Origin of the sequence: Nocardiopsis listeri (assembly GCF_020741345.1) — a bacterium.
Taxonomy (GTDB): Bacteria; Actinomycetota; Actinomycetes; order Streptosporangiales; family Streptosporangiaceae; genus Nocardiopsis; species Nocardiopsis listeri_A.
On record NZ_DYZD01000266.1, the window covers coordinates 1 to 19,331 of the forward strand.

Below are 19,331 nucleotides of genomic sequence, written 5' to 3' on the forward strand. Positions count from 1 at the left end.
GATGGTGGCGATGACCATGCCCGGCAAGCCGCCGGCCGGCCCCAGTGCGATGGCGAGGGTGAGGCCCACCCAGAAGAGTCGGGTCCAGGCCTGGCGCAGGCGTTCGGACCGCAGGAGTTCGTCGCTCCGGGCGGCCGAGAGGTGCCGAGCGCCGGCGGCCCAACGGTAGGCGTCCTCGCGGGCGTCCTCTGGCAGGGCGGTGTCGACTACGGGGCGGGGCCGGCTGACGTCCTCACTCATGGGCGGTCCCTTGTGAGCGGTGGGGTCTGGGGAGGGGCTCCTCCTATAGATCCCCACCACCGGGGCGCCCTACTCCTCGCGGCCGTTCGCGGACACCAGCGGCCGTTCGCGGGTGGGGTTGGTGTCCAGCCACCGCAGCAACGACTCCGAGACGAGGTCGACGGCGATGCGTCCGGTGCGTCCGTCCAGGTCACGGAAGAGGCACTCGCCGTTGCCGAGGTTGCGCAGCACCGCCATGTGCTCCTCGTTGGTGTCCACGCCGAGCAGGTCCATGACGCTGGCGACCTCGTGCGCCTCGCTGGAGCGGAACGCGAACACCGAGGACAGACAGTTGGTGACCTGCTCGTTGAGCATGTCACCGGCGTTCTGGGAGACGAGGATGAGCGCGGTGTTGCGGGAGCGGCCCATGCGGGACACCTCCGGGACGAGCTTGGCGCCCTCGGGGGTGGAGGTGACCGCCCACGCCTCGTCCAGGAAGATCGCCTTGGGCAGGCGGCGGTCCAGGCCGTTCATGAGGCGGCGGGCGAACTGCGACACCAGGTAGAGCAGGGCCACGGACAGGCGCTGTTCGTAGGAGTAGTCATCGCGGTGGACGCCGGAGTCGGGCAGGGTGAGGCCGCCCAGGGTGAACACGGTGGTCCATCCCTCGGTGTCGATGCGCGCCTCGCCCTGGGGGTCGAAGCACAGGGAGGCCAGGCGCATCTCCGCCATGGACCCGAGCACCGCGCCGAGGTTGCGGGAGGCGGCGTCCTCGGAGGCGGTGAGGTGGTCGACCACCTTGGCCAGGGACGGCTGTGGTTGGTTGGCGACGGTGGCCACGGCCTGGATCATCGCGGACTCGCGCTCCTCGCTCATGCGGGGCAGGAGCAGGCGCAGCGTCTCGGTGGCCATGGTCTTCTTCGCGGCGAGGTCGTCGCCGAACGCGAAGGGGTCGAGCAGGCCGGGCTGGGCCGAGCCCAGCGACATGATCCTGGCCTTGCGGCCGCGGTGCTTGAGCAGCTCCACGAGGGATTCGGCGTCGCCCTTGGGGTCGATGGCGGCGACGGTGACCCCGCGCAGCGCGAGCTGGTAGATCATCAGCAGCGCCAGGGTGGTCTTGCCGCCGCCGGGTTCGCCGGTGATCGCGATGGCCGTGGGGCGGTTGCGGGCGGCGGCGACCATGGGGTCGAAGTGGACGATGGAACGCGCCCGGCCGGTGGTCTCGCCGACGTAGGGGCCGACCCATCCGCCGCCGGAGGCGTCCTCGCGGTCGCCGACGTCGACGGTGGCGGTGGGCATGCCGCCGGCGATGGTGCGCAGAGGCTGGCGCTGGGCGTAGGCGTTCAGGCGGATGCGGTCACCCGGCAGGGACTCGTTGAACAGGGAGAACTGGTCGCCGGTGGAGTTGATGACGTCGATGCCGATGTCGCGGTAGTGCTCCACGACGGCCTCCACCTGCTGCACCAGGAGACGTTCGGTGGGTGCGGACACCATGAGCCGGTGCCAGCCGTACACGAACGGCAGGCGTTCCTTGGTGATGCCGTGTTCGAGCATGCGGGCGGCGTCGATCTGTTCGGCCAGGGCGATGGGCGCCTCCACCCCGGCCTCGCGGATGTGCGCGTCCATGTCCCGCGCGTGCGCGAGTTTGCGGCCCACGTCCTTGGACGCCTTCGCCGGCGGGATGAGCTTCATCCGCAGGGACAGCTCGACGGGGAAGGGCAGCGCGTCGGCGTGGTGCAGCCAGGGTTCCCCGTCGGGGAAGGGCATGAGGTCGGGGAAGCGGGAGAAGGACAGGAACGCCACGTAGGTGGAGCCGGCCGGCTGTTCCAGGCGCAGCATGGAGCGGCCGTTGTGGACGACCCCGTCGACGAGCGCCTCGATCTCGCCGCGTCCCCAGGTGCGGCGGCCGGCGGCGGAGGGCCGGATCTCCTCGGCGGTGCCGGTGACGGCGTGCCGGATGAGCCAGGCGACCTCGTCGGCGGAGGCGTGACGGGCGTGCAGGGAGCTGGCGGCCAGGGCGCGCCCCAGACGCTCGGACTGGTCGGTCCAGCGGGCGAGTTCCTTGTCCTCGATGGCGTCGTCGTCGATGCCGAGGACCTGCTCGGTGCGCTGGTAGGCGCCGAACACCTGGGAGAACAGTCCCATCCCCACTCCGGCGTTGCGCAGCCCGAGGCGCACCCCGAGGTAGACCTCCTTGGTCCAAAAGTCCTTGGCCCACACGTGCCGGTACATCTCGTCGAGGTAGTCGTACCAACCGGGGCCACCGTCGGCGGTGCCGTCGAGTTCGGTGGCCCACTGGGCGGCCGGGTAGGTGCGATGGGCGACCCGCAGGTGCACTTCGGCGTCGTTCATGCGGATGGCGGCGAGCGCGATGGTGATGTTCGTGGCGAGGGCCTGGCGGTCCTCGGGCGTGGTGAACTCGTAGGAGACCGTCGGCAGTCGGAAGTAGGCCCACGCCTCGTTGTCGCTGAGGAGGACCCGGTCGTCGAAGTAGCGGACCGCGAGACGGGTCGCCCCACGAGTCCCCCTGGTACCGGTCATCGCGCGATCGCCCTGCCCTTCTGGTCGCTTACGGCGGAGGATGCCGATCCCATCATGAAGCATCGAAGCGGGGCCGTAGAAGCGGAAGGGGCCGCGCGTCATCCGAAACGCGCGGCCCCGACTCTCCAGAACCCCTTTAGCAGGAGCCGTCGAGGGTGCTCGACAGGGTCGACTCCTCGTCGGAGGTGATCGTGAGGTCGTACTCGTACTTCACGTTGATCCAGGACTTGACGTAGTCACAGTGGACGGTGGTGTTGTCCGGCATCCACTCCGAGGGGTCCTTGTCGCCCTTGGAGCCGTTGCTGGAGGGGGTGGCCAGCCACAGCTGGGACGATTCGACGTCGTTGGCGAAGTCGGCGCGCTCGGAGGTCGACCAGTCCGCGGCACCGGTCTTCCAGGCCTCGCTCAGCGGGATCAGGTGGTCGACGCTGATGTCACCGGGAACGTCGTAGACCCACTCGTCGTCGAAGGCGCTCCACCAGCTGCCGGCGGTGGGCTGGCAGTTGTCGTCGGTGACGACGTCGTGGCCGTCGCGCTGGAGCACGACCTGACGAGCGGTGCAGGGGCTGTCCACCACGTTCCAGTGCGGGAAGAGGCTTCGGTCGTAGCCGTCCTGGGGTCCCTTGGCGGCGACGGTGAGCGAGTCCAGCTGGGTCCGGGCCTCGGACTCACTGGGGATGTTCGGGGGCAGCGTGTGGTCCGCGGCGGCGGCGGGGGCGGACCAACCGAGCACCACCGCGAGGGTGAGCGCGGAGACCGCCGAGAAGGCGCGCGAGAGCGCGCGGGGGTAGGGGGACACGTGTTTCTCCTCAAGAGCGGGTCGAGGGTGAACAGGACGACCCTACTGTGGAGTAATCGAGGCCTTTACGCCAGCCCCTAAAGGGTGAATTCTTTGAACCATGCCGCACACCGAATACTTGTGAAATAGGTCACATGAAAACCCGGCCACCGGCTCGACGGGGGGCGCCATCAAAGCACCACAACCGGACGACCTGGGACGATGATCATCGGGCGACCGATCCATCACCCGAGCGACACAACGCAGGTAAGCCTGGACATACCTCGGTCGAACACAGGAAAAACCCGAAGGAATCCCCCTCGGGTTTTCATATTTCGCCCATATAGTATGGCTGTAATACCCAGACGGCCGCATTGTAAACAACCACGCGCGAATGCGCCACTCGTACCCGTCATGTGGATTTGTTAAGTTCGCGAGTCGTACGAAGAACCCGAAACGGAGAGGAGCGCCCCTCACCGAGGGGAACGGCATGACTCTGCAGATGGATCTTCCGACCGCGGACGACTACCCGACCCGTAAGGCACCCGAACCCTCCCTGCTCTACCGTCGCGACCCCGTCGCGTGGCCCGGCAGGGACAAGGGCCCCTTCGAACCCGACGAACTCAACGGCTACGAACAGCGCGGATACACGCAGGTCCGGTCCTTGGTCACCCCAGAAGAGGTGGAGACCTACATGGCCGAGCTGCGCCGGCTCAGCGAGGACCCGAAACTGCGCGCGGACGAGCGCGTCGTCGTCGAACCCACCTCCGACGAGGTGAGGTCCGTGTTCGAGGTGCACAAGATCAGTGAGGTCTTCTCCGACCTGGTCAACGACCCGCGTCTGGTCGACCGCGCCCGACAGATCCTCGGAACCGACGTGTACGTGCACCAGAGTCGCGTCAACTACAAACCCGGCTTCGGGGGCGGCTCGTTCTACTGGCACTCGGACTTCGAGACCTGGCACGCCGAGGACGGCATGCCGCGGATGCGCGCCGTCAGCTTCTCGGTGGCGCTCACCGACAACTACACGCACAACGGCGCCCTGATGATCATGCCGGGCTCGCACAAGACGTTCGTCTCGTGCGTCGGCGAGACCCCGGACAACCACTACAAGGCGTCGCTCAAGAGCCAGCACGTGGGCACCCCGGACCAGGGGTCGCTGTCCATGCTCGCCGAGCGGCACGGCATCGACGTCCTCACCGGTTCGGCGGGCGACGTCACCGTGTTCGACTCCAACTGCATGCACGGGTCCGGCGGCAACATCACGCCCTTCCCGCGGTCCAACGTGTTCATCGTGTTCAACAGCGTGGAGAACACCTGCACCAAACCGTTCAGCGCGGGTGCGGCCCGGCCCGAGTTCCTCGGTGCCACGGACACGACCCCGGTCGGGCGCCGAAGGGTGTCCTCCTGACGCCGCCACCGACGGTTCCGCTCCGGTTCGGGCGCCCCGGGTCCAAGCACCCCGACGGTGCCCGCGCCGGGCACCGGGCCGAACGACCGAACGCGTGAGGCCCGTCCCCGATCCGGGGGCGGGCCTCGCGCGTTGTGAACCTCAGGACTGCCGGGCCGGTTCCAGCGTGTTGACCAGGACCCCGGCCAACGCCCCGTGGGCGCGCTTGGTGGCCGGCTTCAGCGCCCCCACGTCGATCTTGGTGTAGGACGCGCCCAGGTGGTCGTCCCACGGGATTCGCACGATCGCGCGGCAGCGACCGCGGGCCACCCGCTCGGCGGCGTCGACGTCCGGCAGGCTGCGCTTGCTCACCCCGTTGACCACCAGGACCGAGTTGGCGCGCAGGGCCGAGTACCCGTTGCCGTCCAACCACTCGAACGTCATGGACACCGCCCGTTCGGCGTCGGCACTGGCCGGAGCGACCAGAACCAGCCCGTCGGCGACCGGCAGCGCCCGCGCCACCCCGGTGGCGGCCGGGTCCAGCAGGGTGATGCCGTAGAACGAACCCAGCAGATCGGTGAGCTGACCGTAGTCACGATCGTCCAGGGTCTGCACGTAGGGGTCGTCCAGCGTCTGCACGACCTCCAGACCCGTACGAGCCCGACCGGCGTAGGCGCGCATGCTCTCGTACTCGTCGATCGCGTCGGCGTTGGCCAGTAGGGCGGTGAGCGTCTCCGGGGCCTGGGCTCCCACACGCCGGGACAGACCGTTGGCGCCCGGGTTGACGTCGACCGCCACCACCCGGTCGTCTCGGTGCACCGCGAGGGTGTGCCCGACCATCAGCGCGGTCACCGTCTGTCCGGCGCCGCCGGTGCAGCCCAAAACGACCAGGGAACGCGGTTCGGCCAGCGGTGCGCGCAACCTTTCGACGTCGGCGGCGGGCAGGTCCGAGCGGATCGGGGCGCCACCGCCCGTGACGACCTTGGCGAGCCGGCGCCAGCCGCGGGTTCCGCCGGAGTCGCTCGCGGTCTCCTCCGTGGTGGGCTCGGGTTCGGTCAGGCGGTCCTGTTCACCGGTTCCGTGGTCGAGCTCCAGGCCGGGCCTGGCCGGCTCGGGTTCGGTGTCCGTGGGCCGGGGCGAGGCCGGTTCGGGCTCCTCGCCGGGGTCCGGCTGACCGAAGAGCCGGCCGATGCGGCGCGCGTTGTGCGCCACCCGATGGAACATCCCGTCGTGGGGATCGTGGTCCTCGTGAGCGTCGTGTCCGGTCTCGGTCCGCTCCTCGGCCGGTTCCTCCGACCGCTCCTCGGTGTGCGTCTCGGCCGGCTCTTCGGCCCGCTCCTCCGCCTTGTCGCGGCGCCGGGCCCGCAGAGCGGCCTCCTCGGCCTCGGCGAGTTCCGTCTCGGTGGGACGGACCGGCTCGGGCTCGGGATCACGCCGTGGTTCGGGCCGTGGCTTCGGCTCGGGCCTGGGCTCCGGCTCGGGCCTGGGCCCGGGTTCCTCGCGGACCTCGACGAAGCTGACGAGTTCACCGGTGCCGTGGTCCAGTTGGGTGGCGGGCTTGGTGGACTCGGCCTCCACCGCCTCCACCGCCTCCTCCTCGGCCCGCCGTGCCTTCGCCTCCTCCTGTCGTTCCCGCTTGCGCCGCTCCTCGCGGAGCTCGCTGACGGGGATCACCGGGTTGTCCTTGTCACCGACCTTGGGCTGGTCCGGGTGGCGGCGCTTACCGTCGTCGAACCACTCGGAGTGGTCGGTGGGCTCGGCCGGGCGTTCCTCCACCGGGACCGCGTCGGCGAACTTGGGACGCGGCGGCGCCGGGGTGTCGGCCTTGATCAGGTGCCGGTCGAGCACGGACATGTGGTTGTCCTGCTCTCCGGTGCCGTGGTCCAGCTCGGGAGCCTGCGGACGAGGGCGTGCCGCGTGGGAGACCTGGGGGCCGGCCTCGTTACGCCCGATGTGGTCCGGGGTCCCGGGGTCCTTCGGGGAGCTCTCGGTCTCCGGTCCGGTCTCCGACTTCTCGTGCGGCTTCTCCTCGACCTTCGCTTCGGTCTTCTCCTCGACCTTGTCCTCGGTCTTCTTCGGGGCGCCCGAAGCGGGCGGCAGCCACGGCGCCGGTGCGACCTCACGGGCCGCCGCAGGACGACCGGTCGCCTCGGCGTACCGGGCCGCGTAGTCCGACAGGTCCGGGTACTCGCCCCGACGTTCCTTCTTCTCCAGCTCCCACGGAGAGGCGTGCGGACGCCCCTTGCGGCGCGGCCCTTCCTTCCTCTCCGGGTCCTTCTCCTCGTTCGTGGCGGGCAGCGCGCGACCGCGTGCCTTCTCGGGTTCGGCCGGCGGGCGCGCCCTCTCGCGAGCGCGCTCGGGCGCGTCGCTCACCTCGGCGTGCTCGGTGATGTCGGTGGGCTCGACCTCACGTTCGCGACGGGCGTCCAGGTCACGAGCGACCTGGATCCCCTGCGCACGACCTCGCAGTCGACGCGAGGACGCCGTCGGGGGCGTGGAGACGGCCTCACCGAGTTCTTCGCTGCTCATCGCCCCGGTGTCACTGGAGGCGTAGGCGCTCTTGGAGGTCAGCCCCACGGGTGTCTCCCCGGAGGAGGCCTTCAGCCGGGCGAACCACTCGTCGCGGTCGCGCTGTTCGTCCTCCTCGGTGACGTAGAGCGGTTCGTCGAAGTCGACCTCGTCCTGCCCGTCTTCGGCGTTGGAGAACGCGCGGTGCTCCTGCGCCGGAGGCGGGGCGCCCGTGCCGTCGTCGCTGGCGGGCAGGCCGAACCCGAAGTAGTTGAGCATCCGGCGGCCAACCCCACGGCTCGGACGTTGGTCCTCCTCGTCCCGGCCAGGAGGTCGCGTGGTGGTCATAGCGACGGGCGCGTCGTCCTCCCGCTCGGCGATCTCCGCCCCTGCGCCGACGGTGACCGGGACCTTGCGGGCGGCGACCTGGTGGGCCGCGACCTCGGGAGCCGGGGTGTACTCGACCGCGTCGTCGACCGGTTCGGGCTCCGGCGCCGTGCGGGGGGCCGGTTCGGGCACCGGCACACCGCGCAGGGGCGGGGCGGCCTCGCGAGCGGCGCGCAGGGCCTGTTCCTCCTCGAAGGCCTCGGGGACCGGGGCCTCCTCGACGGGGGCCTCGTGTTCGGCGAGCGCGGTCTCCTCCTCCGCCCTGGTGCGTCGGCCGCCGCGGGGCAGGGGCAGGGGGCCGGCGTCCGGGTCCCGGTGCCACACGCGCACCGCGACCCGCACCTGCGCCGGTTCGTACTCAGGGGCCATCCGGGTGTACACACGCGCCTCGGTGAGGAAGCGTGCCTGCGAGATGAGCAGCTCGGTGAGGCGCTTGCCCTCGATCACCGGTCGCGTGGCCAACACGGTGATCACACCGGGCGGGACGACCCACATCACCAGGTGCCAGCCGTTGCCGAACTCGAACGGGGCCCGCACCAGGGTCAGCAGCACCACCCAGAGCGCGAAGATGCCCAGGGCGACACCGAAGGTACCGACCGGGAGCGGCATGGGCAGCCGGAAATCGTAGAGCTTGTACAGCCGCTTCTCGATACGCCAGATATTGGTGTACGTGGGCAGATCCACGGTTTCCGGCCTCCCTCGCCTATTCCGTCGGTACGCCCATCGCTCGGGCGATGGCCACCGCGATGACCTCGATGATGCCGGGGACGTAGAAGACGATCCCGATGAAGATCGCCAGGATCATGAACTGCGCGAATCGGGTGATCTCCCTGGTGAACAGGAAGAAGATCGCGACGATGGACACGATGACGAGGAAGAGCGGGCCGAAGAACCCGCGCAGGAACTCCGCGAGGCCACCGGTGTCGGGGGCGTTCTCCGCGGGGGTCTCGACCGCCAGGTGGAGGAGGTCCGTGCCACCGAGGGCCGTCATGGCGTCGGCGGTGGAGGCCAGTAGGGGGAGCATGTCAGGCGCCTCCCTCCGGTGTCGTTACTGGTGTGCGCATGGTCCTTCTCGTCTCCTTGCCTACAGGCCCCGTCATCCGCTGAACGAATGCGGGGCGCCCTGGATGTCACGCACGTACCACTCGTTGCCCGAGTTGACGACCGTGACCAGGTAGTTCTGCTCCATGGCCCCGGCCCCGGCGGCGCCCTCGTCCGGTTCGGTGGAGGGCAGGGACCAGGCCACGGTGGCCGACACCTGTCGTACGTCATCATCTCCGGTCGAGGACCGGGATGGCACGGTGATATCGGACAGTTCGTCGAATTCCAGGGTGTTCGCCGGAAGCGGGGCGATCGTGGCGCCGGGTTCCACGTACCGGTCGAGGTGACCGGCCTCCTCCGCGTAGACCTCGAAGAAACCGGAAAGGGTGTCGGCGAGCTGCTCGGCGGCCTGCTCGTCTGTGTCGTAGGACTGTGCCCGGGGCAGTTCGGCCTGGGCGGGGGCGGCCATGAGCGCGGGACGCCCGGAGAGCACCAGGGCGTCACCGTCGCTGTAGACGGGCACCTGCAGGCTCATGGGTTCGCCGTTGACGTCGGCGCGCACCACCACGCGGGCGTTGTGGTCGTCGAGGACGTCGACGGCGACCACGGTGAGGTTGTCGCCGCTGAGGCTGTCGGCGGGGAGGTTCATGCCGCCGGTCTCGCCTTCGGGGACGAACGCGGCCAGGGCGGCCTGGCGGGCCTCGGGGTCGGAGGTGTCGAGGTAGGTGCCGGCGAAGCGCAGGGCGAACGCCGCGGCGGAGGTCTCGGGGAAGGCCGCGGACTCGGAGGTCTCGGGTTCGGCGGCCGAGGAACCGGGAAGGGAGAATCCGTTGCGGATGGGGAACCAGATGCCGTTGAAGATGACGACGATGATGAAAGCCCACAGCAGAACGCGCCCCACACCGACCCACCAGCGACCGCCCGCGCCCGCGCGTGGAGTACGGGTGCGCGGGGCATCGAGATCGTGGTCGTCGTCGGCCCGGTCACGCACCTTGGCCATCCCCGCCTCCTGAACACGGTTACGCGCCGACGTTGTCGCCGACGCTTCGGTCATGCCCTTGTCTACCCCATCCCTATAGTGAGGCATTGTGCGGGTTGGGAGCGCCCATGAAGGGACCGTGTTTCCCCATCGAGGGCACATTGCACCCCAAGGAAGAACCACCCAAAGGGCCCAGAGTACGACAATTCTCCACAGAAACCTCTCTGAAGAGGTACAGGTGGGCGCATTTCTGGCCAGACCGTAAAGGGATTAGTCACCCGCTGGAGAGCAAGATGTGGCTTCCACGCACCGCTTTCGACACCGATCCGGGATCGAACAGGACGCCGGCCCCCGACGAACCATGCAGAAAAGGGACATTCATGCCTCGGTGACCTGCGTCACCCCTAAGATGTCCGGATGATCCCCTGTCGCACGCTTCCCCGCGTCCTCTTCCTCCTGTTCGCCGTACTCGCGGTGGCGCACCTGGTGATCCAGTTGCTCGGGATCGACGCCTGGGACCGACCGACCCAGGTCTTCCTCATGCCCGTCCTGCTGTTGGTGCTCGCCGGCTCCACCGGGCGACCACGCGGCCGACTGATCGTCCTGGCGATGGTCGCTCTGGTGTTCTCCTGGCTCGGTGACACCGCCCCGGCGTTCGCCTCCGGCGACACCGCGTTCCTGCTGATGGTCGGGTTCTTCCTGGTCGCGCAAGTGGTGTACGTGGTGGCGTTCCGGCCCTACAGGAACGACAGCGTTCTGACCCGACGCCGGTGGCTGCTCGTGCCCTACATCGGGTTCGTGGCGGTGCTGGTGTGGCTGTGCGCCCCGCACGCCGGCGGGCTCTTGGTCCCGGTGCTGCTGTACGGACTCGTGCTGGGCACGATGGCCGTCCTCTCCACCGGGCTGGGGCCGTGGGTGGCGGCCGGCGGGGCGCTGTTCCTGGTTTCGGATGCCCTGATCGCACTGCGCGCGTTCGCTCCCGGATGGGACTCTCTCCCCCAAGGCGGGTTCTGGGTGATGAGCACCTACATCGCCGCGCAGGTCCTCATCGTGCTGGGTCTGCTCTCCCGACCCCGTGCCCGAACCGGTGTCGAGACCGCGGCGTAGCGTGCACGGCGCCGAAGGCCTCCCCCGCGGCTACGCCCTGGACGAGGGCCGATCCCCGTTGGTGAACCAACGCAGCAGGTACTCCGCGGGGCCGTACCTGTGTCCGCGCAGCCACCAGGCGCTCAGCGCGACCTGGACCGCGAACACGCCGAAGGCCGTCAGCAGCAACAGGGGCGGGGACACCCGGCCGGCGAGTCCGAAGCCGACACCGGTGAACAGCACGACCCCGACCACCGACTGCGCCAGGTAGTTCGTCAGCGCAAGGCGTCCGACCGGCGCCAGGGCGCCGCCGACCCAAGCGGTCCGACGGCCGTGCACGACCCGCACCAGGGTCGCCGCGTACGCGGCTGCCAGGAACGGCGCCGTCGCCACGCTCACGGTGGTGGCGAGGGTGCTACCGGCACCGCCGAGGAACGCGTACGCCGCGCCGCCGGCGAGCCCCACGGGGAAGCCGACCAGCTGGATTCGGCTCAGGATCGGCTCGCCGCCGTCCAGCCCCGAGAACACGCGCCGGCGCGCGGCGACCATGCCCAGGAGGAACATCGCCAGCGCGGTCGGCCCCTGGAGCGAGACGGCCTGCAGGACGAGGAGACCGAGGCCGCCGAGGTGGTGCCCCACGATGTCGGCCGGTGTCCCCAGCATGGCCTGTGTCTGCGCGGCCGCGTTGGCCAAAGCCTCTTCCTCACCCGGCATGAACGCCGAGCCTCCGAGGAACAACGTGCTCCCCACGAGGGAGACCAGGACCACCGCGTAGATCACCCCGGCCGTTCTGAGCGCCGTGGTGTCACCGACGCGGTGCATGGCGAGAAGGACCAGCCCGACCGCCGCGTAGGTCGTCAGGACGTCCCCGCCGTAGAGGAGGACGATGTGGGCCGCGCCGATCACGAAGAGGCCGACGATCCGGCGGAGCATGCGTGGCGCGAACGCCCGCCCGGCACGCTGGGCGGCGTCCATCTGGAGCACGAAGCTGTAGCCGAACAGGAAGGAGAACAGCAGGTAGAACTTCATCGAGAACAGCGCCGAGACCATGAGGCGGACGGCGTCGTCGAGCGGTGAGGCGAACGAGGGGTCGGCGACCAGGTTGCCCGGATAGGCCGACGCCATGAACGTGATGTTGACGACGAAGATCCCGAGCAGCGCGAACCCGCGCAGGGCGTCGACGTCGTGGACACGGCCGCGCTCCGCGACCGAACGGATGCCTGTCTGACTCGTCATGCGAAATAGCGTATCACTTAAACTATATGTGACATAGTTTATTGCTGAGATACACTGCCGCCACCCGCTCCCACCAGGTCGAACCACCTGACGAACTTCGAGAAACCACCAGGATCGAGAGCATGAACGACGACGTGCCCGACTTCTTCCGCCGACTCTGGCGGCTGCCGACGACTCCGGCGCGCCTGGGGCGCAGGTCGAACCTGAACGTCGAGACGGTGGTCGCGACCGCGGTACGCCTCGCGGACGGTGGAGGCCTGGGCGCGGCGACGTTGCCGAAGGTGGCCGAGGAACTGGGGGTGACCCCCATGTCGCTCTACCGGTACGTCGGGTCCAAGCACGAACTGCTTCAGCTGATGCTGGACGCCGCGAGCGAACCCCACGCGGCTTCGGGAGAGTCCGCCGGGTGGCGCGAGGGGATGCGGCGCTGGGCGGTCGACTTCTGGGAGCTGACCCTGCGGAGGCCGTGGCTCCCCCGCGTGCCCATCTACCGATCACCCTCCGGCCCGAACCAGATCGCCTGGCTCGAACGGGGCTTCGAGCAACTGGCCGACACCGGGCTCGACTGGGGCGAGCAACTCAGGGTGCTCACCCTGCTGAGCGGCTACGTACGCCACTCCGCGCTGCTCGCTCAGGAACTCGAGGAGGGTCGCCCCCCGGGCGACTCGGTGGCGGAGGACAAGGACGGCTACGCACGCGCGTTGCGCGGACTCGTCACCCCCGACCACTTCCCGCGCACCGCGGAGATGCTCACCTCCGAGGCGCTCCGCGCCACGGATCGGCCGGCCGAATTCGCGGCCCGGGCGGACTTCGACGCCGGACTCGAACTGATCCTCGACGGCCTCGCCGCGCAGGTCTCCCGCACGGGTGGAGCGAAGCACCGATAACCCGTCCGAACGCGGGTTCGGCCACCGAAGGGAGCGAACGCGAACCCGCCCCGGGCGAGGAACGCGAAGGCCGGCATGGGGGCGGCGTCGCCGACCACGGGGCCCCACTCACCGCCGTGGAACCGCGAAAGGAGATCTCGGTTGTGCACTCCTGCAGCGGTATATAGCATCTCTACTACATTTGGAGGTAGAGATGAGATGGAGATGCCATGGCGGTTGATACGACCGCGATCGCGGTTTCGGACCTTCGCATGCGGTACGGGACGACGGACGTCCTGAACGGTGTGGAGTTCGAGGTCGCCACCGGGGAGGTACTCGCGATCCTCGGCCCCAACGGGGCCGGAAAGACCACGACCGTGGAGATCCTCGAAGGGTTCCGGGCCCGTTCCGGCGGTCGGGTCGAGGTCCTGGGGGTCGACCCCGCCCACGGGGACGACTCATGGCGGGCGCGGATCGGGATGGTCCTGCAGAACTGGAACGACCACGGCAAGTGGCGGGTACGGACCTTCCTGCGCCACATCGCCGACTACTACCGCCCCTACACCGTGCCCTGGCCGGTGGACGAACTACTGGCCCTGGTCGGGCTCGAGGACCAGGCCGACCAGCGCGTCCAAAGGCTGTCCGGTGGCCAACGACGCCGACTCGACGTCGCGGCCGGGGTGATCGGACGTCCCGGTCTGCTGTTCCTGGACGAACCGACCACCGGGTTCGACCCCCTGGCCCGGCGTGAGTTCCACGAGCTGATCCACCGGATGAGCGACCTGGAGGGGACCACGATCGTGCTCACCACCCACGACCTCGCCGAGGCGGAGAAGCTCGCCGGCCGGATCCTCATCCTCGCCGGTGGTCGGATCATCGCCGACGGGTCGCCCGACGCGCTCACCCGAGCGGCCGAAGCCACCGCCGAGGTGCGGTGGACGCAGGCCGGGCAGCGCCACGTCCATCCCGGTACCGACGCGACCTCCTTCGTCAGGGAACTCCTCAGCACCGACGATGGCACCGTCACCGACCTCGAGGTACGACGCGCAGGCCTGGAGGAGGCGTACCTGACCTTGGTGGAGCAGTTCGAGGCCGGCGAGACGTCGGCCGCCGTCACCCGCTTCACGGAGGCGACCCGATGACCACCAGAACCACGATCAACCCCACCTTGAACGCCTACCGGACCGGTCTGCGCCGAGGCCTGAGCAGTCTGCGGATCACGCTGACCACGGCCTCCGACGTCCTGGGGTCGGTTCTGCCCCTGGCCCTGGGCGTCGGGGTGCTGCTTTTCATGCGCAACTTCGGCTTCGGTGAGTCGGAGCTGTCGCTCGGTGCGATGAACCTGCCCAGCCTGATCGGCATGAACGTCGTCTTCAGCGGGGTCATGGGGATCCTCGGGGTCCTGGTGATGGACCGGACCAACGGCACCCTGCTGCGTGCCAAGTCGGTCCCGGGCGGCACCATCGGCTACCTGATCGGCGAGGTGCTCGCGGTCGCGATCATCACCGTCATCACCACCTTGGCGCTGCTGGTGGCCGGGCTCTTGCTGTTCGACGGGCTGGTCTTCGACTCACCGGTGCGGTGGCTCGGCTTCTTCGGGGTGATGTGCCTCGGCCTCGCCGCGACCCTGCCCCTCGGCGCGGTCCTGGGCGCGCTGATCGAGAACCCGCGCAACATGGGACTGGTGATGTTGCCGTTCATGGGACTGGTCGGGGTCTCCGGCGTCTTCTACCCGATCACGGCCCTTCCCGCCTGGCTCCAGGGGATCGGGCAGGCGTTCCCGATGTACTGGATGGGGCTCGGGATGCGCTCCACGCTGCTGCCCGACACAATGGTCGCGGTCGAGATCGGTGCGTCATGGCGGGTACCGGAGATGCTGCTGGTGCTTTCGGCCTGGACGATCGTCGGTCTGGTCCTGGCGCCGCGGCTCCTCAGCCGCATGGCCAGGCGCGAGTCCGGTTCGGCGGTGGACCGGCGGCGCGCCGAGCTGCGTCAGGATTGGGGAGGTTAGACCGGATGGCGGACGTGGTCCACAACCGCATTGCGATGCTGCGCGCCGAGCGCCAGGTGTCTCGGCGAGAGCTGGCGGACGCTCTCGGGGTGCACTACCAGACCATCGGTTACCTGGAGCGGGGCGAGTTCAGCCCGAGCCTGTACCTCGCCCTGCGCATCGCCCGGTACTTCGACGTCAGGGTCGAGGTGGTCTTCTCGACCGAACCGTTCCCGCGGTTGTCCTCCTGACCGATCCATCCCTTGCTCCACCGCCTTGCGTCCAAAGCGGTGACGGGGAGGGCTTCGCGGGGCTCCGTCCAGAGTCCGGCGCGGTCCTCCCACCACTGACGAGGGCGTGCGAGAGCGACGCCTACCGAGGTCGGACGACCTCGGAGGCGTCGCTCTCGTCTGGGCGCTGTTTCCGGGTTCCGGGCACTCCGATCGCCCTGCTCGTGCGCCCTCACCCGGACCGGTTCCGAGACCGCGACGTAGTGTGCACGTCATGGACCAACGACTCGACCTCATCACCCTGGGCGTACGCGACGTCGCCGCCGCAGCGGCCTTCTACGAATCCGTGGGCTTCGAACGTCGACACGACCTGGGCACGATCGTGTTCCTTCCCACCACCGGAACGGCCCTGGCCCTGTACGGGTGGGAGGCCCTGGCCGCGGACACGGGACTGCCCGCCCTCGGCGAGGGTTTCCGCGGGGTCACCCTGGCGATGAACCTGGACTCTGCCGCCGACGTCGATCGGACCTTCGCCGACTGGGTCGCGGCGGGGGCCACCGCGGTGCGCGCGCCGGAGGCCAAGGAGTGGGGTGGACACTCCGGGTACGTCGCCGACCCGGACGGGCACCTCTGGGAGATCGCGCACAACCCCTCGCGGGCGCTCATGCGCATCGACGAACACGGCCGCCTACGCCTGACGCCGCCGGTCACCCGGTGAAACGCGACCTCGCCGGGTCAGCCCGCCTCGGGAGTGGCGGGCGCCCGACCTCCGCGGGGGCGAAGGATCGCGCCGGTGAGCGCCATCGACGCGGGCCAGGCGACCATGGTCAGGGCGAAGGCGATGGGCCAGGCGATGATGAACTGCTTGGGCCAGGTGACCAGCCACTCCATGGACGGGCCACCGGAGAAGATCATGCCCAGGACGCCCGACATGGTCGAGGCCATGATGAAGGTCATGATGACCTGGGACAAAAGGATGCTCTTCTTGCTCATCGTCGTTCCTTTCGGGGCGACGATGCCATCGATGCAGACGGTGGCGCCGCCCCTTGGGTCAAGGGATAGGGCGCCTCGGGTTCGCACCGACGGGTGCGACTGCATCTCAAGAGAGTGAGGGCTGGAATAACCACACCAGCCAGGATCTTTCAGGCGTCTTCAGGATACCGGATCTCGGCGACGGCACCGGTGTGGTCGAACCCACCGGGCTCCGGACGGATTCCCTCGGTGGGTGTTCCCGCCTCCCCGAGCGGGTGGACTCAGAACCAGTTCTCGGCCAGCAGTCGGAGTGAGCGTTCGCGGACGGCCGGGTCGTAGGCGTAGGTGACGGTGATGAGCTCATCGGCGCCCGTGCGCTCGACGAACTCCCTCAGCCGCCGCACGACGGTCTCCGGGCCGCCGACGGCCTTGACGCTGAGCATCGGGTTGTTCATGCCGCGCGCCTCGGACGGGTCGATCGGCGGCTGGAGCTTACGGCGTCGGCCGGTCGCGATGTCGCCGAACATCTGGGCCAGGGTGGTGTACTCGCGTTCGGCCTCGGCGTCTCCGTCGGCCACCATGACGTTGATTCCGGCCATGACGTAGGGCTTGTCGATCTGCGCGGTCGGAGCGTCGGCGGTGAAGCTGCTCCGGTAGACCTCGATCGCGTCGTCGAGCTGGTCGGGCGCGAAGTGGGAGGCGACGGAGAACGGCAGCCCGAGCTGACCGGCGATGGAGGCACCGTTGACGGTCGAGCCGAGGACCCAGATGGGAACCTCGGTGCCCTTGGACACCGCCGAGGCGATCGGCGCGCTCCGGCCCGTGCCCTCGCTTCCGAACCAGCCCTGGAGATCGAAGATGTTCTCCGCGAACGCCTGCGGTTCGGCCGAGGAACGGCTCAGTGCCTGGGCCGTCATCATGTCGGTGCCCGGTGCCCGGCCCAGACCGAGGTCGATGCGGTTCCCGTGGATGTTGGCCAGCGTGCCGTACTGCTCGGCCACCATGAGCGGGGCGTGGTTCGGGAGCATCACGCCGCCCGATCCCACGCGGATCCGCTCGGTCACCGTGGCGGCCTGGTCGATGAGCAGCGCCGTGGCACTGGCGGCGAGGTTCACGGTGTTGTGGTGCTCGGCGAACCAGAGGCGCGTGTAGCCGAGACGGTCCGCCGATCGCGCCGCGGCCATCGACGCGGCGATGCCCTCGCGGGCCGTCGACCCCTCGGAGATGGAGACGAGGTCGAGAATACTCAGCGGGACTGGCACAGCGTTTCTCATCCTTTCCAGGAATATGGCCGGGTCGGCGAATTCGCCACCTCCTTCAACCTATCCGCTCCTCGTCACCGTGGTGGTGGGCCCATCGACCAGGTCATCGGCGGGGCGACTTCGACCACTTCTCCGAGCGCGTTCGCTCATGATTGAATCTCGTGGAGAATCCTGCCGATCGGGCCCCCGAACGACGATGCTCCAGCCTTGATGGACCACGGCCAACGGAAAGAAGAGCACTCAGGATGAGTCAGGTAGAGACCGCGACCGGCACGTTCACCGTCGCGGAGATGGTGCCCCAACCGTTCGAGGCGAGTGTGACCACGGGTCTGCCGAACGGGTATGCGCTGATGCGCAAGGAGTTCCGCGGGGCGATCAACGGCACCGCGCAGACTCAGTTCGTGTACGCGTTCGATGAGGAACGTGGCGGGACCTACGTGGCGTTGGAGTCCTTCGAGGGGACGATCGACGGCCGTGCCGGGGCCTGCAACATCACCCACAGCGCCACGACCTCCGGTTCGGACCGCTCGAACGAGATGTTGTTGATCGTGCCCGGCAGCGGCACCGGCGAGCTCTCCGGCATCACCGGAACCGGCGACATCGTCGTCGACGCGGACGGCACCCACCACCTGAACCTCGAATACCGGATCGCGCCGTAGCGAGACGGACCGACGGAAGGTTCATCGGGTCGATCCCCGGTGAACGTTCCGCCGCAGATGCGACCACCGCCACGAAGGTGCCACGACCCCGGTGTGTCCCCACCGATCCGCGGCAGAGTGAACGGCCGCCGATCCACGGCTCAGACGTTGAAGCGGAACTCCACCACGTCGCCGTCGGCCATCACGTATTCCTTGCCCTCCATGCGGACCTTGCCGGCGGCGCGGGCCGCGGCCATGTCGCCGTTCGCGACGAGGTCGTCGAAGGACACGATCTCGGCCTTGATGAAGCCGCGCTCGAAGTCGGTGTGGATGACACCGGCCGCCTCGGGGGCGGTCGCGCCCTTCTTGATCGTCCAGGCGCGCGCCTCCTTGGGGCCCGCGGTCAGGTACGTCTGCAGCCCGAGCGTGGCGAAGCCGACGCGGGCGAGCTGGGCCAGGCCCGACTCGGTCTGGCCGAGGGACTCCAAAAGCTCCTGGGCCTCGTCGTCCTCCAGCTCGGCCAGCTCCGACTCGATCTTGGCGTCGAGGAAGATCGCCTCGGCCGGGGAGACCAGCTCCTGCAGCTTGGTGCGCAGGGCCTCGTCGGCGAGCTCGTCGCTGTCGAGGTTGAACACGTAGATGAACGGCTTGACGGTGAGCAGGCTCAGCTCGCGCAGCCGGTCCAGGTCGATGCCCTTGGACTGGGACAGCGAGGTGCCCTCGTTCAGGACCTCCTGGGCGGCCTTGGCTGCCTCCAAGAGCTCCTGGGCGCCCTTGTCCTTGGCGTTGCGCTTGGCGTCCTTCTCCAGGCGCGGGATCGCCTTCTCCAGGGTCTGGAGGTCGGCCAGGATCAGCTCGGTGTTGATGGTCTCGATGTCGCGGGAGGGCTCGACGTCGCCGTCGACGTGGGTGACGTCGGCGTCCTCGAAGGCCCGGATCACCTGGCAGATCGCGTCGCTCTCACGGATGTTGGCGAGGAACTTGTTACCCAGGCCCTCACCGGTGGAGGCGCCGCGGACGATGCCCGCGATGTCCACGAAGTCCACCGTCGCCGGAAGGATCTTCGCGGAGCCGAAGATCTCGGCCAGCTTCCCGAGCCGGGCATCGGGAACACCAACGACCCCGACGTTGGGCTCGATGGTCGCGAACGGGTAGTTCGCGGCCAGAGCGTCGTTCTTGGTCAGCGCGTTGAAAAGGGTGGACTTGCC

Annotated in this window: 17 protein-coding genes and 1 pseudogene; 8 read left to right on the forward strand and 10 right to left on the reverse strand. The window is 69.0% G+C overall.

Features of this window, described 5'->3' with window-relative positions:
* The 3 genes and pseudogenes from K8V84_RS14075 to K8V84_RS14085 form a co-directional block, all read right to left on the reverse strand.
* A pseudogene (locus K8V84_RS14075) lies at positions 1-240 on the reverse strand (hypothetical protein); the annotation flags it as partial.
* Between the two features lie 69 nt (positions 241-309).
* Positions 310-2,760 carry an ATP-binding protein gene (locus K8V84_RS14080; RefSeq protein WP_304074825.1) on the reverse strand — a complete coding sequence of 817 codons (2,451 nt, stop codon included), beginning with the start codon at positions 2,758-2,760 and terminating at the stop codon, positions 310-312.
* Positions 2,761-2,896: 136 nt separating this feature from the next.
* On the reverse strand, positions 2,897-3,559 hold the full coding sequence (locus tag K8V84_RS14085) for a DUF1524 domain-containing protein (protein WP_304074827.1): 663 nt from the start codon (positions 3,557-3,559) through the stop codon (positions 2,897-2,899).
* Positions 3,560-4,028: 469 nt separating this feature from the next.
* On the opposite strand from K8V84_RS14085, the gene thpD reads away from it, so the two are divergent.
* Positions 4,029-4,949: an ectoine hydroxylase gene (thpD, locus tag K8V84_RS14090; protein WP_304074829.1), complete on the forward strand. Its 921-nt coding sequence runs from the start codon at positions 4,029-4,031 to the stop codon at positions 4,947-4,949.
* A gap of 141 nt (positions 4,950-5,090) precedes the next feature.
* On the opposite strand, the gene K8V84_RS14095 is transcribed toward thpD, so the two are convergent.
* The 3 genes from K8V84_RS14095 to K8V84_RS14105 all read right to left on the reverse strand — a co-directional run bounded on the left by K8V84_RS14095 (position 5,091) and on the right by K8V84_RS14105 (position 9,864).
* Complete coding sequence (locus K8V84_RS14095) at positions 5,091-8,507, reverse strand: TcpE family conjugal transfer membrane protein (RefSeq protein ID WP_304074831.1); 3,417 nt, start codon at positions 8,505-8,507, stop codon at positions 5,091-5,093.
* Between the two features lie 19 nt (positions 8,508-8,526).
* Entirely contained in the window at positions 8,527-8,847 is a 321-nt protein-coding gene (locus K8V84_RS14100; protein WP_304074832.1) for a hypothetical protein, read from the reverse strand.
* A gap of 72 nt (positions 8,848-8,919) precedes the next feature.
* The gene (locus K8V84_RS14105; protein WP_304074851.1) at positions 8,920-9,864 is read right to left on the reverse strand and encodes a conjugal transfer protein; all 945 of its coding nucleotides are present in this window, start codon (positions 9,862-9,864) and stop codon (positions 8,920-8,922) included.
* Positions 9,865-10,260: 396 nt separating this feature from the next.
* Between K8V84_RS14105 and K8V84_RS14110 the strand changes: the two genes are divergently transcribed.
* Entirely contained in the window at positions 10,261-10,950 is a 690-nt protein-coding gene (locus K8V84_RS14110; protein ID WP_304074852.1) for a lysoplasmalogenase, read from the forward strand.
* A gap of 30 nt (positions 10,951-10,980) precedes the next feature.
* Here K8V84_RS14110 and K8V84_RS14115 read toward each other — a convergent pair whose 3' ends face one another.
* Positions 10,981-12,165: a DUF418 domain-containing protein gene (locus K8V84_RS14115; RefSeq protein WP_304074853.1), complete on the reverse strand. Its 1,185-nt coding sequence runs from the start codon at positions 12,163-12,165 to the stop codon at positions 10,981-10,983.
* Positions 12,166-12,287: 122 nt separating this feature from the next.
* On the opposite strand from K8V84_RS14115, the gene K8V84_RS14120 reads away from it, so the two are divergent.
* The 5 genes from K8V84_RS14120 to K8V84_RS14140 all read left to right on the forward strand — a co-directional run bounded on the left by K8V84_RS14120 (position 12,288) and on the right by K8V84_RS14140 (position 15,969).
* A complete protein-coding gene (locus K8V84_RS14120; RefSeq protein ID WP_304074854.1) occupies positions 12,288-13,052 on the forward strand; it encodes a TetR/AcrR family transcriptional regulator in 765 nt (254 codons plus the stop codon).
* Between the two features lie 209 nt (positions 13,053-13,261).
* A complete protein-coding gene (locus K8V84_RS14125; protein WP_304074855.1) occupies positions 13,262-14,173 on the forward strand; it encodes an ABC transporter ATP-binding protein in 912 nt (303 codons plus the stop codon).
* On the forward strand, positions 14,170-15,042 hold the full coding sequence (locus tag K8V84_RS14130; RefSeq protein WP_304074858.1) for an ABC transporter permease: 873 nt from the start codon (positions 14,170-14,172) through the stop codon (positions 15,040-15,042). Before K8V84_RS14125 ends, K8V84_RS14130 begins: the two co-directional genes overlap by 4 nt.
* Before the next feature lie 5 nt (positions 15,043-15,047).
* Positions 15,048-15,272 (forward strand): helix-turn-helix transcriptional regulator, encoded by a 225-nt coding sequence (locus K8V84_RS14135; RefSeq protein ID WP_304074859.1) that lies wholly within the window; start codon positions 15,048-15,050, stop codon positions 15,270-15,272.
* A gap of 253 nt (positions 15,273-15,525) precedes the next feature.
* Complete coding sequence (locus K8V84_RS14140; protein ID WP_304074860.1) at positions 15,526-15,969, forward strand: VOC family protein; 444 nt, start codon at positions 15,526-15,528, stop codon at positions 15,967-15,969.
* Between the two features lie 17 nt (positions 15,970-15,986).
* Here the strand turns inward: K8V84_RS14140 and K8V84_RS14145 are convergent, their stop codons facing one another.
* Together K8V84_RS14145 and K8V84_RS14150 are read right to left on the reverse strand one after the other, a co-directional pair.
* Complete coding sequence (locus tag K8V84_RS14145; protein ID WP_304074861.1) at positions 15,987-16,244, reverse strand: DUF2798 domain-containing protein; 258 nt, start codon at positions 16,242-16,244, stop codon at positions 15,987-15,989.
* Positions 16,245-16,504: 260 nt separating this feature from the next.
* Positions 16,505-17,485 carry an LLM class flavin-dependent oxidoreductase gene (locus K8V84_RS14150; protein WP_304074862.1) on the reverse strand — a complete coding sequence of 327 codons (981 nt, stop codon included), beginning with the start codon at positions 17,483-17,485 and terminating at the stop codon, positions 16,505-16,507.
* 245 nt (positions 17,486-17,730) lie between these two features.
* On the opposite strand from K8V84_RS14150, the gene K8V84_RS14155 reads away from it, so the two are divergent.
* Complete coding sequence (locus tag K8V84_RS14155) at positions 17,731-18,144, forward strand: DUF3224 domain-containing protein (RefSeq protein ID WP_304074863.1); 414 nt, start codon at positions 17,731-17,733, stop codon at positions 18,142-18,144.
* 140 nt (positions 18,145-18,284) lie between these two features.
* On the opposite strand, the gene ychF is transcribed toward K8V84_RS14155, so the two are convergent.
* Positions 18,285-19,331 (reverse strand): redox-regulated ATPase YchF (gene ychF / locus K8V84_RS14160; RefSeq protein ID WP_304074865.1); only part of this gene is annotated, 1,047 nt, incomplete at its 5' end.

Excerpts from the sequence above, each read along its gene's own strand:
- K8V84_RS14130 (WP_304074858.1), top strand. The coding sequence starts at position 14,170 with ATGACCACCAGAACCACGATCAACCCCACCTTGAACGCCTACCGGACC.
- thpD (WP_304074829.1), top strand. The coding sequence starts at position 4,029 with ATGACTCTGCAGATGGATCTTCCGACCGCGGACGACTACCCGACCCGT.
- K8V84_RS14155 (WP_304074863.1), top strand. The coding sequence starts at position 17,731 with ATGAGTCAGGTAGAGACCGCGACCGGCACGTTCACCGTCGCGGAGATG.
- K8V84_RS14135 (WP_304074859.1), top strand. The coding sequence starts at position 15,048 with ATGGCGGACGTGGTCCACAACCGCATTGCGATGCTGCGCGCCGAGCGC.
- K8V84_RS14120 (WP_304074854.1), top strand. The coding sequence starts at position 12,288 with ATGAACGACGACGTGCCCGACTTCTTCCGCCGACTCTGGCGGCTGCCG.
- K8V84_RS14140 (WP_304074860.1), top strand. The coding sequence starts at position 15,526 with ATGGACCAACGACTCGACCTCATCACCCTGGGCGTACGCGACGTCGCC.
- K8V84_RS14080 (WP_304074825.1), bottom strand. The coding sequence starts at position 2,760 with ATGACCGGTACCAGGGGGACTCGTGGGGCGACCCGTCTCGCGGTCCGC.
- K8V84_RS14105 (WP_304074851.1), bottom strand. The coding sequence starts at position 9,864 with ATGGCCAAGGTGCGTGACCGGGCCGACGACGACCACGATCTCGATGCC.
- K8V84_RS14115 (WP_304074853.1), bottom strand. The coding sequence starts at position 12,165 with ATGACGAGTCAGACAGGCATCCGTTCGGTCGCGGAGCGCGGCCGTGTC.
- K8V84_RS14110 (WP_304074852.1), top strand. The coding sequence starts at position 10,261 with ATGATCCCCTGTCGCACGCTTCCCCGCGTCCTCTTCCTCCTGTTCGCC.
- K8V84_RS14145 (WP_304074861.1), bottom strand. The coding sequence starts at position 16,244 with ATGAGCAAGAAGAGCATCCTTTTGTCCCAGGTCATCATGACCTTCATC.
- K8V84_RS14100 (WP_304074832.1), bottom strand. The coding sequence starts at position 8,847 with ATGCTCCCCCTACTGGCCTCCACCGCCGACGCCATGACGGCCCTCGGT.
- K8V84_RS14125 (WP_304074855.1), top strand. The coding sequence starts at position 13,262 with ATGGCGGTTGATACGACCGCGATCGCGGTTTCGGACCTTCGCATGCGG.